Annotated in this window: 22 protein-coding genes; 15 read left to right on the top strand and 7 right to left on the bottom strand. The window is 40.6% G+C overall.

Going from position 1 to position 17,269, the window contains the following annotated elements; translation table 11 throughout:
* The 4 genes from B3R63_RS02860 to B3R63_RS02845 form a co-directional block, all read left to right on the top strand.
* A partial coding sequence (locus tag B3R63_RS02860) for an OmpA family protein (RefSeq protein WP_286728241.1) occupies positions 1–288 on the top strand: 288 nt, incomplete at its 5' end.
* Positions 289–581: 293 nt separating this feature from the next.
* The gene (locus B3R63_RS02855; protein WP_005014944.1) at positions 582–1,604 is read left to right on the top strand and encodes a lysozyme inhibitor LprI family protein; all 1,023 of its coding nucleotides are present in this window, start codon (positions 582–584) and stop codon (positions 1,602–1,604) included.
* Between the two features lie 64 nt (positions 1,605–1,668).
* Entirely contained in the window at positions 1,669–2,472 is an 804-nt protein-coding gene (locus tag B3R63_RS02850) for a Rossmann-like and DUF2520 domain-containing protein (RefSeq protein ID WP_286728327.1), read from the top strand.
* A 50-nt stretch (positions 2,473–2,522) separates the two neighbouring features.
* Entirely contained in the window at positions 2,523–3,197 is a 675-nt protein-coding gene (locus B3R63_RS02845; protein ID WP_286728240.1) for a class I SAM-dependent methyltransferase, read from the top strand.
* Positions 3,198–3,234: 37 nt separating this feature from the next.
* On the opposite strand, the gene trmB is transcribed toward B3R63_RS02845, so the two are convergent.
* Positions 3,235–3,951 carry a tRNA (guanosine(46)-N7)-methyltransferase TrmB gene (gene trmB / locus B3R63_RS02840; RefSeq protein WP_005014937.1) on the bottom strand — a complete coding sequence of 239 codons (717 nt, stop codon included), beginning with the start codon at positions 3,949–3,951 and terminating at the stop codon, positions 3,235–3,237.
* Positions 3,952–4,213: 262 nt separating this feature from the next.
* Here trmB and B3R63_RS02835 point away from each other — a divergent pair, with 262 nt between their 5' ends.
* Positions 4,214–4,825, top strand: coding sequence for a glutathione binding-like protein (locus tag B3R63_RS02835; protein ID WP_005014936.1), 612 nt, complete (start codon positions 4,214–4,216; stop codon positions 4,823–4,825).
* A 49-nt stretch (positions 4,826–4,874) separates the two neighbouring features.
* On the opposite strand, the gene B3R63_RS02830 is transcribed toward B3R63_RS02835, so the two are convergent.
* From B3R63_RS02830 to B3R63_RS02810, 5 genes are all read right to left on the bottom strand, one after another.
* Positions 4,875–5,660, bottom strand: coding sequence for a thiazole synthase (locus B3R63_RS02830; RefSeq protein WP_286728239.1), 786 nt, complete (start codon positions 5,658–5,660; stop codon positions 4,875–4,877).
* Positions 5,661–5,674: 14 nt separating this feature from the next.
* Complete coding sequence (gene thiS, locus B3R63_RS02825) at positions 5,675–5,872, bottom strand: sulfur carrier protein ThiS (protein WP_005014927.1); 198 nt, start codon at positions 5,870–5,872, stop codon at positions 5,675–5,677.
* A 16-nt stretch (positions 5,873–5,888) separates the two neighbouring features.
* Positions 5,889–6,254: a DUF423 domain-containing protein gene (locus B3R63_RS02820; protein ID WP_005014926.1), complete on the bottom strand. Its 366-nt coding sequence runs from the start codon at positions 6,252–6,254 to the stop codon at positions 5,889–5,891.
* 133 nt (positions 6,255–6,387) lie between these two features.
* Complete coding sequence (rpoH, locus tag B3R63_RS02815) at positions 6,388–7,257, bottom strand: RNA polymerase sigma factor RpoH (RefSeq protein WP_248122160.1); 870 nt, start codon at positions 7,255–7,257, stop codon at positions 6,388–6,390.
* A 134-nt stretch (positions 7,258–7,391) separates the two neighbouring features.
* Positions 7,392–7,631, bottom strand: coding sequence for a sulfurtransferase TusA family protein (locus B3R63_RS02810; RefSeq protein ID WP_017401271.1), 240 nt, complete (start codon positions 7,629–7,631; stop codon positions 7,392–7,394).
* A gap of 387 nt (positions 7,632–8,018) precedes the next feature.
* Between B3R63_RS02810 and B3R63_RS02805 the strand changes: the two genes are divergently transcribed.
* A complete protein-coding gene (locus tag B3R63_RS02805) occupies positions 8,019–8,231 on the top strand; it encodes a cold-shock protein (protein WP_005014923.1) in 213 nt (70 codons plus the stop codon).
* A gap of 101 nt (positions 8,232–8,332) precedes the next feature.
* A complete protein-coding gene (gene rhlB / locus B3R63_RS02800; protein WP_005014921.1) occupies positions 8,333–9,484 on the top strand; it encodes an ATP-dependent RNA helicase RhlB in 1,152 nt (383 codons plus the stop codon).
* A 58-nt stretch (positions 9,485–9,542) separates the two neighbouring features.
* On the opposite strand, the gene B3R63_RS02795 is transcribed toward rhlB, so the two are convergent.
* Positions 9,543–9,926, bottom strand: a complete 384-nt coding sequence (locus tag B3R63_RS02795; protein ID WP_248131092.1) for a hypothetical protein — start codon at positions 9,924–9,926, stop codon at positions 9,543–9,545.
* 208 nt (positions 9,927–10,134) lie between these two features.
* Here B3R63_RS02795 and B3R63_RS02790 point away from each other — a divergent pair, with 208 nt between their 5' ends.
* From B3R63_RS02790 to purF, 8 genes are all read left to right on the top strand, one after another.
* Positions 10,135–10,710 carry a nitroreductase family protein gene (locus B3R63_RS02790; RefSeq protein ID WP_248131090.1) on the top strand — a complete coding sequence of 192 codons (576 nt, stop codon included), beginning with the start codon at positions 10,135–10,137 and terminating at the stop codon, positions 10,708–10,710.
* Between the two features lie 38 nt (positions 10,711–10,748).
* Positions 10,749–11,822 (top strand): NAD(P)H-dependent glycerol-3-phosphate dehydrogenase, encoded by a 1,074-nt coding sequence (locus B3R63_RS02785; RefSeq protein ID WP_005404217.1) that lies wholly within the window; start codon positions 10,749–10,751, stop codon positions 11,820–11,822.
* A gap of 67 nt (positions 11,823–11,889) precedes the next feature.
* The gene (locus tag B3R63_RS02780; RefSeq protein ID WP_286728238.1) at positions 11,890–12,345 is read left to right on the top strand and encodes a SixA phosphatase family protein; all 456 of its coding nucleotides are present in this window, start codon (positions 11,890–11,892) and stop codon (positions 12,343–12,345) included.
* 31 nt (positions 12,346–12,376) lie between these two features.
* Positions 12,377–13,519, top strand: a complete 1,143-nt coding sequence (gene gspL / locus B3R63_RS02775; RefSeq protein ID WP_248135990.1) for a type II secretion system protein GspL — start codon at positions 12,377–12,379, stop codon at positions 13,517–13,519.
* Positions 13,519–13,998, top strand: a complete 480-nt coding sequence (gene gspM, locus B3R63_RS02770) for a type II secretion system protein GspM (RefSeq protein ID WP_286728237.1) — start codon at positions 13,519–13,521, stop codon at positions 13,996–13,998. Before gspL ends, gspM begins: the two co-directional genes overlap by 1 nt.
* Before the next feature lie 90 nt (positions 13,999–14,088).
* A complete protein-coding gene (locus B3R63_RS02765) occupies positions 14,089–15,093 on the top strand; it encodes a quinone-dependent dihydroorotate dehydrogenase (protein ID WP_286728236.1) in 1,005 nt (334 codons plus the stop codon).
* A 3-nt stretch (positions 15,094–15,096) separates the two neighbouring features.
* Positions 15,097–15,684 (top strand): CvpA family protein, encoded by a 588-nt coding sequence (locus B3R63_RS02760; RefSeq protein WP_286728235.1) that lies wholly within the window; start codon positions 15,097–15,099, stop codon positions 15,682–15,684.
* A gap of 24 nt (positions 15,685–15,708) precedes the next feature.
* A complete protein-coding gene (purF, locus tag B3R63_RS02755; RefSeq protein WP_005014903.1) occupies positions 15,709–17,247 on the top strand; it encodes an amidophosphoribosyltransferase in 1,539 nt (512 codons plus the stop codon).
* Positions 17,248–17,269: the final 22 nt, after the last annotated feature.

Below are 17,269 nucleotides of genomic sequence, written 5' to 3'. Positions count from 1 at the left end.
CCAAATGTAGTCGTCACTGTAAAAGGTCACACCGATGCTGAAGGCAGTGAAGCTGTTAATAACAATCTGTCTGTACAGCGTGCCCAGGCTGTGGTGAATTATCTGGTAAGCCGAGGAGTAAGCCCAAGTAAGCTGCAAGCTTTAGGATATGGTCAGGACCAGCCGGTTACTGATAATGCAACCAGTCAAGGCAAATTTCAGAATCGCCGGATTGAGTTTGAAATTTTGAATACGGATACGGGTGTAGTTCGTGAAGTAAATGAACAAGGCGTTAAACCTGCTTCATGATTTTAATATTAGATAAAATAAATATTTTTAAAAAGGTCAGTTAAACTGGCCTTTTTATATCATTTGAATTTTCATATTTTAATGAAGATAAAAATTTAAAATAACGATTGATAGATTAAAGCAGATTTATTCTTGGTGTTTTATAAAGCGCTTTAATAATAAAATATAAAAAAGGTTTATATTATTTTATTAGTTTGAACTGTAGGTAAAAATAAGCATGAGAAATCTGGTCAGTTACCTCAAAACTTGATTAAAATACGCCCCATAAAATTACAATACACTCTGGATTAAAGATGAAAAAATTATTAGCCCTATCAATGCTTTCATGTATTGCTGTATTAGGGGGATGTGATGGCTTTAAAAATAAAGATAAACAGGATCAGGCAGCTGTTCAGGATATGGCAGACTGGAGCTGTACCAATCAGGATAATCTGAACCAGATTCAAAAATACCTTAAAAGTGAATATTTAAAAGAAGTTGAAAAGAACCTCAGGCAGTCTGACTATTATGAAGCAGACCGGGAGCTTCTGGCTAAGATCAACCAGAGCTTAAGATTTGAGGTTAAAAATGTGCGTACTGTGACCGAAGATCCTAAGAATGCGAATCAGTTAAACTGTGAAAGTCAGCTGGTTGTACATTTTCCAAAAGGCTTATTGCAACGTGCAGAAAATGCCTATCAGAAATACCTAGAAAACTGTGAAGAATGTGAGGGCGGAACGACTATAGCTGACTATCTGGAAGAAGGTGAATCAGGTTTATCCCTAAATAATAACCAGTTGCGCGGTACATTTTCTTATGACATTAGCAAGACTGACAAAGAAGGCTTGAGTCTGGATATTCCTAATCAGAACGCAGTCATCGATGGTGTGGTTTTTGTGACGGTAAAAGCAGTGCAATATGCAGCTTATGTCAAAGAAAATCAGGAAATTCAAAATTCTATCAAAGAATCTGTTCATGAGAATACTGTCCAGACTGAACTTGCACAAAAAGCAATGGATATCCGCAAAAAAGAACTGGATGCTGAAAAACAGAAGCAGGTAGAACGTTTGAACCAGATTTGGGACAGTCTGACAGAGGAGCAGCGTACTCAGTTAAAGCAAGACCAGTCTGACTGGTTTGAAAAACGTGATGTAGATTGTAAGGTAATCTCGCAGAGAAGTGTTTATCAGATTCCTGAAGCAGAACGCGAGGTTTATCAAAAGCAGTCAAATTACTGGGATAAAGCTATGGAGCAGCAAAATCAGGATATGCAGTACACCAAATGCTTTAATCAGAAAACTGCTGAACGTAGTGTCTATCTCAATAACTTGTTTTAATGGATGACTGTTGAAAAAAAGGGCGGATTGATTCGCCCTTTTTTTATTGGCATGCTAGAGCATTATTTTTCACTATCAGTCTTCTATGCGTATTAGTTTTATCGGTTCAGGCAAGGTAGCGACTCATCTGGCACGGGGACTTGCAAAACAGCATCAAGTTGTTCAGGTGTTCAGCCGTAATCTGGATCATGCCAGACAACTTGCAGAGCAATTCAATGCTGAACCAATTGATCAGTATCATGATATCAATTCACAGATTGACCTGATAATTATTGCAGTAAGTGATCAGGCAATTACAGAAACAATTGTTCAGTTAGCTCCGTATTTATCAAGCAGTCTCGTCGTACATACATCCGGAAGTACTGCTTTAAATATCCTATCGCAACATTATTCTCATGCGGGTGTTCTATATCCGTTGCAGACTTTCAGTTTTGAACGTGAGATCGACTGGCAGGCTACTCCAATATTTATTGAGGCAACTGAAGCTAAAAACCTAGAAATTCTTAAATATTTGGCAAATAGCCTAAGTCAAAGTATATATAACTATTCTTCAGCCCAGCGTTTAAGCCTGCATCTCGCTGCCGTATTTGCCTGTAATTTTACTAACTATTGTTATGATCTGGCCAAACAGATAGTCGACCAGCAACAGGTGGATTTTTCGCTGCTTTATCCTTTGATTAGTGAAACTGCCCAGAAGGCACTGCAACATGATCCACATTTAATGCAAACTGGTCCTGCAGTGCGTGGAGACCAGAATATCCTTAATATGCATATGCAGCTACTTAATCACGCTGAGCGTGAAGATTTAAGGGAAATATACCAATTGATGAGTCAAAGTATTTTAAAATCACATCAATGTATTAAATAAAAATATTGAACTCGCTCAAACTCGGAGCAGTAAAAAAACAGGATTGAAATATGGCAAAGGATTTTAATAGCTCCAAGGTTGTGAATACTTATAATGAGCACATCCGTAAACTGATCCCAGGTTATGAATTGGTACATCAGCAAATTCAGGCTTTATTGAAAGCTTACATTGCCGGTAACAAAGTACACCTATTAATTATAGGTTGCGGTACTGGCTATGAGCTGGGTTATCTGCTTCAGCAATTTCCAGAATGGAAATTTACTGCAATTGATATATCTGACACCATGCTTGATAAGGCCAAACAATATGTTCAACAGTTTGATGGCAATAATCGAGTAAATTTTATTCTGGGTGATATGAGTCAGCTAGATACTGATCAGAATTTTGATGCAGTCTTATCTATATTAGTCACACATTTTATTAGTTATGCTGAGAAATCTAACTTTTTAAAACAGATCTATGAGACCTTAAAACCAGGCGGAATGTTTATAACTTTTGATCTGGTAAAAATGGTATCACTGCAGGAAAAACTCAGCTTAAAGTATATATGTGAAAATAATGGTCTCAGTGAAAAGCAGACTGGAGCCATGCTTCAACGTTTAGAAGATGACTTTTTCGCTTTGTCTGAACAGGAGACTTTCCAGTTTTTACAACAGGCTGGCTTTAGCCAAGTCAAAAGATTTACCCAGCTTTTATGTTATGAGGGGTTTATTGCACAGCATTAAGCTGGCGAATATCTTAATTCACCAGCTTGTTTTTTAATCACTGAATCTTTTTAAAAATAAAGTCATTAATTTTGTGGCCCGCTTCAATACCACGGCGCTCAAATTTGGTTTGTGGACGCCAGTCCGGACGTGGATAACTATGACCTTTTCCTGCAAGGTTTTCCAGTCTAGGACGATTGTCTAGAACCTCAAGCATCCATTCTGCATAAGGTTCCCAGTCAGTAGCCGAGTGGAAGGTACCACCGAGTTCAAGCTTTTGTTCAACCAGTTCCATACGTTCATGAGCTACAAAACGGCGTTTGAAGTGGCGTTTTTTCTGCCAGGGATCTGGGAAATACAGCTGAATGCAGTTGATACTGTTATCTGGCATTTCACGCAGTACCTGAATAGCATCGGCATCCAGTAAACGCAGATTTTTTAGTCCTGCCATACCTGCCTCATAGACACATTGTGCTATACCGGGCACATGTACTTCAATCCCTATAAAATTACGCTCAGGATTGGCTTTGGCCATAAGCACTAGCGAACGACCCATACCAAAACCAATTTCTACAGTCAGCGGGCGTTCAGGGTATTCAAAGTGTTGACGTAAGTCACCTACCGGATACTCTAAAATCAAATTACGATACTGTTCCAGAGCTGTGCGCTGTGAAGTATTTAGCGGTGAGGAGCGACGCATAAATGTCACAATTTCACGATGTTCAGGCAAATTGTCCAGTTCGGTAATTTGCGTTTCTAACTGATCGGTTGACATAATCTTGGCAGTACTAAAATCTGAAAATGCTATTTTAAAGACTGAAAAGGGCAAGTCAAATTTTTTGCACTCACTTAAGCTTAAAACATGCAGGTACTAAAAATAGCACTTTAAAACTTGAAAAATTATTGAATCTTCTCAATATTGTATAAAGTAAATTTTATTTCAATATTTACGCTTTTTTGCAATTTATAACTTTGTTGACTTGAAAGTCTTTATGAAGCGTTTTAAAACATTATGAGTTAAATAACAAGGATCATATATGAAGCTTTATTATTCTCCAGGTGCATGTTCACTCGCAGCGCATATTATTTTAAATGAAATTAATGTTGATTTTGATTTAGAGCGAGTGAATTTAAAAACTCATAAAACAGAAAAAGGTACTGATTATTACGAAATCAATCCAAAGGGTTATGTGCCTGCGCTTGAGATCAATCCGGGTCTAATTTTAACTGAAAATGTAGCCATTCTTCCTTTTCTTGCCCAGCATGACCCAAAACAGGATCTAATTCCGCCATCAGGCATGGGACGTGCCAAAGTACTTGAATGGCTGGGATATCTGAATTCTGAACTGCATGACGCTTATGCTGTATTTTTTACAGGTAAACTGGGTGATGATGAAAAAGAAAAGGCCTATGCTGAGGTTGACCGACTACTAACGTATATTGACAATTATCTGGAAAACTGGGAATGCGATTATCTGGTTGATGATAATTTTGGTCCGGCTGATGCTTATCTATTTGTGCTCACCAACTGGTCAAATCATATTGAACATGACCTGAGCCCATATAAGAATATTGTGGCTTTACGCAACAAAATTGCAGAACGTCAATCTGTTCAGATTGCAATGCGTGATGAAGGCCTGATTCCTTAAGCTGGTTGCTTTAAAAAAGGACTCATATTGAGTCCTTTTTTTATTAATACTATTTAAAGAAGTAGCCCGTTTCCGGGGAGCTGGCATTTGCCATACGTTTACGTGGCATACGGCCAGCCAGATATGCTTCACGGCCAGCTTCAACTGCTTTTTTCATAGCAGAAGCCATTACCACCGGTAGCTGTGCAGCAGCAATTGCAGTGTTCATGAGTACACCATCACAACCAAGCTCCATAGCAATTGCAGCATCACTTGCTGTACCTACTCCTGCATCAACCAGTACCGGGACTTTGGCATTTTCTTTAATAATCGAAATAGTATGAGGATTCAGAATGCCCAAACCTGAGCCAATCAGGCTACCAAGCGGCATAATCGCTACACAGCCCATACTTTCGAGCTCTTGGGCTATGATTGGGTCATCCGAGGTATAAACCATAATCTCGAAACCATCGTCAATCAGGGTACGTGCAGCTTTTAGTGTAGCTGTAACATTCGGATATAATGTTTTTTCATCACCTAGTACTTCAAGCTTGACCAGGTTATGGCCATCAAGTAATTCACGTGCCAGCATACAGGTACGAATGGCACTATCAGCATCAAAGCAGCCTGCTGTATTCGGTAAGATCGTATATTTTTCTGGAGGAATAACAGAGAGCAGGTTAGGCTGATCTGGATGCTGTCCAATATTCACGCGTCGGATGGCAACAGTTACTATTTCAGCACCACTTGCCTGAATAGCCAAATCAGTTTCATTTAAGTCTTTATATTTTCCGGTGCCAACCAGCAAACGTGAGCTGAATTGACGAGAACCGATAATTAAAGGGGTGTCTTGCATGGAAGAGCTCCAGATTAGCCGCCACCGACAGCGTGAATAATTTCAATACGATCTTGATCCGAAATAGGGGTATGTTCCAGTTTGCTTTTTGGAATGATCATTTCATTCATTTCTACTGCAAAACGCTTACCCTCTAGTGCAAGTGACTGGACCAATTCTAAAAGGTTCTGGCAGGGCGTATGCATAAGTTCGCCATTTAAATAGATCTGCATACCATTATTTCCATTCTTATCTTAAATATTTAAATGCATTCCAGGCCAGTAATAACCAACCACCAATCATCAGCGCCCCCCCAATAGGTGTAATCGCGCCAAGACCACGTGGAAGCCCTAGAGCCATAATATATAGCGAGCCACAAAACAGAAAAATACCAAACTGAATGAGCAGGAAACTGCCTTTAATTGGGAGTTGAGGCAAAGTCTTACTTATCACACCTAAAATCAATAAGCCTAAAGCATGATAGAAAAAGTATTCTGTTGCTGTGTGCCACCAAGCCAGTTGAGCTTCACTGGCACGAGTCTTTAAACCGTGTGCACCAAAAGCACCTACCATGACCGCCAAGGCAAGGTTGAGTGCGGAGATTGCAATCCACATAAGCCATAACCACCTGAAAAACTAGATGAACATTAACATAGATTTATATAGAGAATAAGGCCAATAAATAACAAAAATGAGAAACTAAAAAATAAGAAAGGGCAATAAATGCCCTTGGATTTTGAGAAAATAATCAGGTTGCAGACATAGCAACCTTGATTTTCTCCATCGCATTCTTTTCTAACTGACGAATACGTTCTGCTGAAACATTATATTCTGCTGCCAGTTCATGTAGGGTTGACTTGTCATCATCGAGCCAGCGGCGTTGCAGGATATTCCGTGAACGGTCATCTAACTGATCCATAGCACTATGTAATGCCGAGTTGCTCTGTTCTTCCCAGTCCTCGTCTTCTACCAGACGGGCAGGATCATAGCGGCTGTCTTCCAGATAAAGTACCGGCGCCACATGACTAGATGAATCATCATCGTCATCACCTTGTGCCTCAAAAGCAGCATCATAGGCAGTAAGACGGCCTTCCATTTCCAGAACCTGCTCTGGTGTTACATTTAAATCATTCGCGATTGAGCGCGCTTCTTCGAGCGTTAACTTTTTACTGGACTTTTTTAAGCTACGCAGATTAAAAAATAATTTACGCTGTGCTTTAGTAGTGGCAATTTTTACAATACGCCAGTTACGAATAACGTATTCATGTATTTCGGCTTTAATCCAGTGAACTGCAAAAGACACCAAGCGTACACCCATGCTTGGATCAAAGCGTTTGACTGCTTTCATTAGTCCCAGATTACCTTCTTGAATCAGGTCACCCTGAGGCAAGCCGTAACCTGCATAACTGCGTGCAATGTGAACAACGAAACGCAGGTGCGACATGACCAGCATTTTCGCTGCATCTAGATCCTGATCATAATAATAACGTTCAGCAAGTTCTTTTTCCTGCTCGGCTGTTAAAATGGGGATCTGGTTAACGGTGCTAATATATGCACCGAGATTGACCCCTGGCGCAGATAATGACAGGGGCATCAATTGATTGCTGCTGTCACTCATGAGTTCTCCTTATAGGACGATAATCGTACCAATGCATTTATCTTAATCGGAAAGATTTCCATAATTAAGGAATATTGGGTAGAAAAATGTAAAGTTTTATACCTTTAACACTGTTTTATCTTAAAGGAAAATAATTAAGATTCAATTAAATAGTGGTATTCTTGAGCATGATTCTGAGTCAGGGTACATTTAATCTGATGAAGCTGGCAGTAACGTACAATATCTATCTCGCTATTTGGATCGGAAGCTTTTAAAATAAACATAAATGGCGCCTTGGTTTGCTTTAAGGCCCGTTTTAACATTAGTAGTGGCATTGGGCAGGGCTGACCCAATGCATCGATTTCTACAGGTGTTGCCCCAAGAGTTTCGTTCATAATGTGAACTCAGGAAAAATTAGCTTTTATGAAAGGCATTTTAGCAAATAAAATCAGTTGACTGAATTTGCATTAGGAATCAATAGTAAAATATTTAAAAATAGAATTCAGTTCAATTATCATACAAAAACATAAACGAACGTAAAGAAGAATTCATTAAAAAAACTATTAATTGTCATAAACCCATGCTAAGCTCGTTGCGTACTTAGGGATTACCACTACCTAAATTGTGGTGAAACTTAAATATTTATGGATGTAACCGGGAATTTGTTAATAGTTTTACAGAATGATTACAAGCTTAGAAATAATAACTATTTTTAAATCTTGTTTGCTCTGCTGTTTGCAACACCGGAAGGTCCTTTAATTGAAGCAACTGAGGATTGACTTATGACAGCTCGTGAACAAGGCGTAGTAAAGTGGTTTAACGACACTAAAGGTTTTGGTTTTATTCAGCGTAACGGTGGTGATGACGTATTTGTTCATTTCCGTGCGATTATGGGTGAAGGCCATCGCTCACTACGTGACGGTCAACGCGTTGAATTCAGCGTAGTAAAAGGTCAAAAAGGTTTTCAGGCTGAAGAAGTGCAGCCTTTAGACTAATTCATCAATTTTGATTGATGAGAGGCGCTCCAATTTTCGTATTGGGGCGTTTTTGTTTATAATGAACGCCAATTTGGGTGATTAATAGTTAGAGCACGTATATGGCATCTGGTTTTGAAACCTTGAATTTACATCCGAAACTGAAAAAAGCGATTGATGCTTTAGGGTTCAAGGAAATGACTCCTATCCAGCAGAAGGTGTTAAATTATACCTTGGCTGGACACGATGCAATTGGTCGTGCGCAAACTGGTACGGGTAAAACCGCAGCCTTCCTGATCAGTGTAATCAATGATCTGCTTAATAATCCGATTAAAGAACAGCGTTATCGTGGTGAGGCAAGAGCTCTAATCCTGGCTCCTACACGTGAACTGGCTCTGCAAATTGAAAGTGATGCTAAAGAGTTAACCAAATTCACAGATCTGCATCTGGTTACATTACTGGGTGGTGTAGATTTTGATAAGCAGAAAAAACAGCTTGATCAGAATTTTGTCGACATTATTGTGGCAACACCAGGACGTTTGATAGATTTTGTAGAACAAAAAGAGGTTTGGCTGGACCAGATCGAATTTTTAGTGATTGATGAAGCTGACCGTTTGCTGGATATGGGATTCATTCCTTCAGTGAAAAGGATTGTACGGTTTTCACCTCGTAAAGAACAACGTCAGACTCTAATGTTCTCGGCTACGTTCAGTTATGATGTACTGAACTTGGCTCAGCAATGGTTATTCGAGCCTGTTACAGTAGAAATTGAACCTGAAAAGAAAACCAATGCCGACGTTGAACAACGTGTGTATATGGTAGCGAACCGGGACAAATATAAACTGCTACAAGAAATTTTACGTGATGAACCAATTGAAAAGGTTATGATCTTTGCAAATCGTCGTGATCAGGTGCGCCGTCTCTATGATCATTTGAAAAAGGATGGTTACAAAGTCGTTATGCTTTCAGGTGAAATTGCTCAGGATAAACGGCTGAAAATGCTGGATCAGTTCAAAAATGGCAAGCATAACATCATGATTGCTACTGATGTGGCCGGACGCGGTATTCATGTTGATAATGTTTCACATGTTATTAATTTTACTTTACCTGAACAGTCAGATGATTATGTTCATCGTATTGGTCGTACTGGTCGTGCTGGTGCACAGGGTGTCAGTATCAGCTTCTTATCAGAAGACGATGCGTTTTATCTGCCAGCCATTGAAAAAGCAATTGGACAGAAACTGCCACTTACTCGTTTAGATGGTTATTGTTAATTAAAGTGTTTAGATGAATTATCCCGGTCAATATGCCGGGATTTTTTATGAAGCTTATTTATGAATTAGTGCGACAGTAAAACGTTAATACAGTCTGATAATCGTCGTCGCGGGAGATATCTGTACGGTTACCAGTAATCGCACCGAGCACACCAGCAGCAGCTTGTACCATTTGGCCAGTCTGCTCATCTACCACACCTTTGAGTACACCGTTATAACTGGTTTTCTCATCTACAACTACAGCAGTTGCTTTACTGCCACAAGTGCTGTTAGCTGCACTAATAGCATTATTTTTAGAAATAATATTGGTTTTACCAATTCCAGTCACTTCATACTGATTATTTTCCTTCTGAATTGCCAGACTGTTTTTTGGGGTGGTAGCACAGGCGGTCAGCATGAGCGAAACAGCGAATAGGGAACCCAAACTTAGAATTTTTTTCATCATACACCCTAAAACTATTATTAAAAGATTGAAACTATTTGAGCATATTTACTCTGAATCGTATTGAACGGGTTGTATGGAAATTGAAGTTTTATAGATATTATTTGTGAAAGCTGTTAAAAGCGCTACTGGCAGATTGTCTGTAACTCAATAAAATGAAAAGATTGTGCTAATCTAGTTTGATCTTGAATCTTATATTTAAAAATTAATGGCAGACAATACTGTAGAGCTGATTCATCAAAATATTCATCAGCGGCAATCAATTGGACATCTGGTTGAACCTGCTCCAAATGCAGAACAGCTTGAACTCGCCTTTCAGGCAGCATTAACAGCACCAGACCATCACCGCTTAAAACCGACTCATTTTGTGGTTATTGCACCTGAGCAGCGCGAAACATTTGGGGAACTATTATCACAGGCAGTGGCTGATATGGGTACAATGGAAGCAGCACAGATTGAACGGGTAAAGAATCATCCTTTGCGTGCTCCGTTACTGGTCTTGGCGTTAACCCGTTTTCAAGATCACCCAAAAGTTCCTTATTTTGAACAAACATTAAGTTCAGGTGCGGCTATCCAGAACTTTTTGCTTTCCCTGCAAGCGCAAGGGTTTTCAACAATGTGGCGTTCAGGTGCTGTGGTAGAGTCCAGCTTGCTAAAAAAAGCTTTGAATTTGCGTGAACATGATTTAATTTCAGGCATTATCTATATTGGTACAGCAGCTAAAGCAATTGCACCGCGTACAGAGATAGATACACAGAATTTTGTAAGTTACTGGTCTGAATGATTTTGTTTCCATAGTATGGAACATGAAGGATAAAAATAATGTCAGAGTTGAAGTTTAGCGATCTGGTTGAACCTGTTGAAATTGACCGTAAAACTGCATTAAGAATCACTGTACTGGGTGGTGGAAGTTTTGGTACAGCTATGGCCAATATTTCTGTACGCAATGGTTGTGATACCAAGATCTGGATTCGCGATGAAGAGATTGCCCGGGAAATTAACCGGACACATATCAACCAGCGCTACTTGCCAGATTATCCTTTAGAGAAAGAATTGCAAGCAGTATCTGATCTTGAAGAGGCAGTACGCGACCGTGATATTATTCTGGTAGCCATTCCAAGCCATTCTTTTCGGGATGTTATACAAAAAATTAAACCTTTTATCAGTGCGCAGGCAGTGGTTTCGCTTACGAAAGGAATTGAAGCTAAAACCTTTAGCTTTATGAGTGACATTATTCGTGATGAGTTGCCAGAAGTTCCTTATGGAGTGCTTTCGGGCCCGAACCTGGCAAAAGAAATTATGGCAGGTATGCCGGCGGGTACAGTAATCGCCAGCCATTCGGAATTGGTACGTTATGCGGTGCAACAGGCTTTGCATAGCGCTTTATTTCGTGTATTTGGTAGTGATGACGTACATGGAGTAGAACTTGGCGGTGCTTTAAAAAATATTTATGCAGTCGCGATGGGAATGGCGGCGGCCTATAATGTAGGTGAAAACACCAAAAGTATGATTATTACACGCGCCTTGGCTGAAATGAGCCGTTTTGCTGTCAAGCTGGGTGCTAATCCTTTAACATTTTTAGGTTTGTCTGGCGTTGGTGACCTATTTGCTACTTGTAACAGTCCACTCAGCCGTAACTATCAGGTGGGTTTTGCTCTGGGTAAAGGTAAAACTTTAGAACAGGCTACGCAGGAATTAGGACAAACTGCGGAGGGGATCAATACTATCGTTCAGGTACGTACACGAGCACAAGAGCTTGAGGTATATATGCCAATCACTAATGCTTTGTATGAAGTTATTTTTGAAAATGCGCCGCCACTAACAATAGCCTTATCTTTGATGAAAAATGGTCATCGCAGTGATGTAGAATTTGTATTGCCACATAATCAGGTCTAATCATCAAGACGTATCATAAATGTCATGAAAAAACGTTATGATAAGTCTGAAGTAATGGGGATAATATATGCAATTGGTTCTGATTCGACATGGTGAGGCAGCCCATCCGCCGCAAGTAACTGACAGCAAGCGACCTTTGACTGAGCGGGGTCATACACAAGCTGAGGAAACTGGAAAATATTTGAAAGATCTGATACAGCCAGAGGTTTTTGTTGTCAGTCCGTTATTACGGGCACAAGAAACCTTGGTCCATATTCAAAAGAATTTCCCTGATGTTCCGGTACTGGTCTGTGATAAAATTAAACCAGATGATCAGGCAAAAGATGCGATTGACTGGCTAGCACAACTGTCTTACCAGTCGATTACTGTCGTGTGTCATATGAATGTTATTGCACATATTGCCGAGCAGCTTGTTCATGAGCCATTCCATCCTTTTGCACTGGCTGAAGCGCGAATTTATGAACTTCCCGTAATTGCAAATGGCCTGGCAGTCCAGCAGCAGAACTTTATTCCAGTACATTAAAATAAATTAGAAAAATGGTAGATCAGACTTAATGTTGTATTTATGGATGCCAGAAGCCAATGGAGTTTGGCAATGGTCAAATGGGAATGCTTGGAGTGAGAGCTCGAGTCTTGAACAGCTGATTCAGGAAATTAAAATATATCAAGGTGAAGAAACAGTTGTTTTTTTCCCAAGTCGCGGGCTACAACTGCTTCAGCAGCAGATGAGTAAATCTCAATATAAGCAGCTTGGTACAGAAGGGGTACGCTATCTGCTGGAAGAGTACGTAATACAGCCGATTGATCAGCTAAAAGTACTGCATTATTTTCAGGCTGCTGAAGAACGATTAACAGTCATGGGAATCGCACAGAATTCAGTAGAAACATTACTGCATTCACTGAATTTACTTCCTTTAAAAGTTGCTGCACTTTTGCCAGATTTCCTGGTTTTACCCCAGCCTGATCCCGGTGAAACTATACTTGCAAATATTCATCAGCGGTTACTTGCACGTGAAAATGAGTTTAGTGGCAATTCAATAGATGAGCTTGGAGTTTATCTGGAATTTATTCATCCGGAGACCCGTTTCCGTTGTAGCGGGCTGAGTCCAGATCAGCAAATAGTACTAGATGCAGTAACTACTCAAGAGCAGAGACAGTACTTTAGTTATCAGTTCGAGCCTATTAAAAAGCCTAAACAGCATCCCTTCAATATTTTGCCTAAAGCACAAAAAAGTGAACAGTTTTCTGGTTATTGGAAAGCTTGTGCAGCAGTATTTTGTGCCATTCTTATAGTACAGTTGAGTTATGATGTATTACGCTGGTCAAAATTAAAAAAACTGGCTGATCAGACTGCGATACAGGCAATTGACCAGTATCAAGACTGGTTTGGACCCAATAGCCGTATTACTGAAGAAAATATACAAAGTCAGTTTGAAAGCCAATTGCGTATGAGCCGTAGTGCAAATACTGAGGCACTGCAAATTTTGAGCCGGGTTGGCCCAATCTTGGCCCAGCAGCAGATTTTGGCAGAGCGGGTAGGATATGAGTCATCAATATTAAGTCTTGATTTGAAAGCCAGTTCATCTGAACAGTTGCAGGCACTTACCCAGCAGTTAAACCAGCAAGGTTTTAAAGCTGAACTTGGTAATGTACAAACCCAAGGGGCGGGGGTAATCGGTTTGGTGAAAGTACAATAATGAAAACATTTGAGAAAATAGGCCATTCATGGAAAAACCTGGCTGAACGTATAGAAGACTATCTGGACGGACTTTCTCTGCGCGAAAGAATCATGGTAATTTTTACCACAGTCTTTGTGCTGGTCACAGCCGTTGGATGGTCACTCTGGACCATGCATAAAGCTGCGGATGACCAGCAAAAACGTTTAAATGACCTCAAAGATCTTATGGTCTGGATGCAGACCAATGCAGTAACCATGAAACCAGCGGGAGAATTGCAGCTAACTCCGGCAGAGAAAGTGCAGCGTATTTCTCAACAGCAGGGGTTATCAGCCAGTATCCAGGCCACTGGGAAACAGCTTCAGATTTCAGTGCAGCATGATAATTATGCTGTATTAGCCAACTTTCTAACCCAAATGGCACAGATGGGTTTAAGTATTGAAAAAATGGAGCTTATAAATCAAAACCAGCAAATCAGGCTCATTGTGAACGTGCAATAAGCTGTAAAAATAAACATAGTTTAGGCATAGCCTTTTATGTAACCTGTGCCTATAATATGCCAACTTGTAAAGCGGTAGATTTTTGCTGATATGTTCTATTCTCTGGCCCGCCCCTTGTTGTTTTCGCTAGCACCAGAGCGTGCACATGAACTGACCTTATCATTGCTAAAATCAGCCCATAAGTTTGGAATTGGACATCAGACAGTTGCCCATAAGCCTGTGACCTGTATGGGAATCGAATTTCCCAACCCGGTCGGTCTGGCAGCAGGTTTGGATAAAAATGGCGCTTATATTGATGCTTTAGCTGCATTGGGTTTCGGTTTTATTGAAATCGGAACAGTTACTCCACGTCCCCAAACTGGTAATCCTCAGCCACGTTTATTTAGGATTCCTGAGGCAAAGGCCATCATTAACCGTATGGGTTTTAATAATGATGGTGTTGACCGGCTGGTTGAGAATGTAAAAACAGCTAAATATAAAGGCATTCTGGGAATTAACATCGGTAAAAACGCTGATACCCCTGTAGAAAATGCAGTTTCGGACTATCTGACCTGTCTTGAAAAAGTATATAATTATGCTTCTTATGTGACAGTAAATATTTCTTCCCCAAATACCAAAAATTTACGCGATTTGCAAAGTGGTCATGCCTTGACCGAGTTGCTTAAAACATTGAAAAACCGACAGCTTGAGCTCGCAGAGCAATATCAACATTATGTGCCTCTAGTTTTAAAAGTTGCGCCGGATCTGAGCCAGCAGGATATTGAATTTATTGCTTCCCAGCTGGTTATCTTCAAAATTGATGGGCTGATTGTGACCAACACTACTTTATCCCGTGAAGGAGTAGAGGGTTTGGCCTGTGCAGATGAGAGCGGTGGATTGTCTGGTGCACCAGTATTTGAGAAAAGTAACCAGTGTTTGCAGGAATTTGCGAAAAGACTAAAAGGTCAGGTCGCTCTGGTGGGTGTGGGTGGGATTGTGTCTGGAAACCAGGCTGCTGTAAAACAACAGTATGGTGCCCAGCTTGTACAGATTTACAGTGGTCTTATCTATACTGGACCAAATTTGATCAAAGACTGTGTTGATGCCATGAATTAATTTATGAATACCATCGATATAGTTATCCTGATTATCCTGCTCATTGGAGGGCTCAACGGTTTGCGACAAGGATTTGTAAAGGCCTTTGCGAACTTGGTAGGATGGGTATTTGCACTGATTATTGGTGCAAAATATGCCAATATTCTCGCGCCTTCTATGGTGGTACTCAGTCATGATCCGGTGGTCCAGAAAATTGCAGCCTTTGCATTTATTGCCCTGATCATTGTTGTGCTGACCTGGATTGTCACCGCATTTCTGAATGGTATTCTGAAAACTTTTAAATTAGGTCCATTAAACCGTTTGGCTGGTGGAGCTTTTGGTTCGCTTAAAGGCCTGCTGGTAGTCTTGATTACTATGCAAGGCTTGGGCCCTTGGGTGGAAAGTTCTCCTCACTGGAAGCAGTCCAGACTGATACAAGCTTTATTACCTTATGCGCCTATGGCAACTGAAATCTCTAAAAATGTGGCGAATCATGCATTAGATGAAATGAAGTCTGAACAACAGCCTGCATCTTCTCCTTCTCGGCGTGAGTCCAATGATACACCTGCCAGTGAGCGTTCAAACCATTCAACAAATAATCCTTTTTATTAATCCTAGCCTGTCTGCGAGGTTGTTATGTGTGGAGTAGTTGGTATAGCCGGTAAAGCGCCAGTTAACCAAATGTTGTTTGATGCTTTGACGATGTTGCAACATCGTGGACAAGATGCAGCTGGGATTGTAACCTGCCATGAAGGACGTCTTTTCTTGAGAAAAGATAATGGTATGGTACGCGATGTATTCCATACGCGTCATATGCGCGCCTTGCTGGGTAATTACGGCATCGGACATGTACGTTATCCTACCGCAGGTTCATCAAGTAGTGCCGAAGCCCAGCCCTTCTATGTAAATTCACCTTATGGGATTACCTTGGCACATAACGGTAATCTGGTAAATGCAAAAGACATTCATGAAGACCTGTTCAAAACTGACTTGCGTCATATGAACACTGATTCGGATTCAGAAGTACTGCTTAATGTATTTGCCCATGAGTTACAGAAGAGTGGCAAGTTAGAGCCATGTGCAGAAGATATTTTCCATGCTGTAAGCCGTGTGCATGACCGCTGTAAGGGAGCTTACGGTGTAGTAGCCATGATTACGGGACATGGTGTAGTCGGGTTTCGCGATCCTAACGGGATTCGCCCTTTAATTTATGGATCACGTGAAACAGAAGAAGGTACTGAATATATTATTGCTTCAGAATCTGTGGCAATTACTGCGCTGGGTTTTAAAATCGAGCGTGATGTAGCACCAGGCGAGGCCATCTTTATTGATTCACAAGGTCAGCTATTTACCCAGCAATGTGCCAAGAACCCTTCTTATCGTCCATGTATCTTTGAATATGTTTATTTCGCACGTCCTGATGCCATTATTGATGGTATTTCGGTGTATAAATCCCGTTTACGCATGGGAGAAACACTTGCAGCAAAAATTTTGCGTGAATGGGGCGAAAATCATGATATTGACGTGGTGATTCCTATTCCAGATACCAGCCGTACATCTGCATTGGAGTTAGCTAATATTCTCGGGGTGAAATTCCGCGAAGGTTTTATGAAGAACCGCTATATCGGACGAACCTTCATCATGCCGGGGCAGCAGCAGCGTAAGAAATCTGTACGCCAAAAATTAAACCCGGTTGAGTTGGAATTCAAAGGCAAAAATGTCTTGCTGGTAGATGACTCAATTGTTCGCGGTACTACCTGTAACGAAATCATTCAGATGGCACGTGATTCTGGAGCCAAACAGGTCTTTTTTGCTTCGGCTGCACCAGAAGTTATGTATCCGAATGTTTACGGGATTGACATGCCAGCCAAATTTGAACTGATTGCGTCAGGCCGGAGTGTTGAGGAAGTGCGTGAAATTATTGGTGCTGACCGTTTGATTTTCCAGGATCTGGAAGACTTGAAAGATGCGGTTCGTACTAAGAAAGTTCCTCATCTGACCGAGTTTGATTGCTCTGTATTTGATGGTATATATGTGACAGGCAATATTGATGAAATTTATCTGGAAGATCTGGAAAAATTGAGAAACGATATGGCCAAAAAGGGTAAAGACCCGTATATCGATGTCAATATTGATGCCGCTTCTGTTGATTTGACCGGAATCAGGGAAGAGTAAGCGCAAACACGTTAAAAAGCGG

The organism is Acinetobacter sp. UBA1297 (assembly GCF_002307755.1).
GTDB classification, from domain to species: domain Bacteria; phylum Pseudomonadota; class Gammaproteobacteria; order Pseudomonadales; family Moraxellaceae; genus Acinetobacter; species Acinetobacter radioresistens.
Note: the sequence above shows the minus strand (reverse complement) of the source record. Positions and strands in the feature narration are given on the sequence as shown.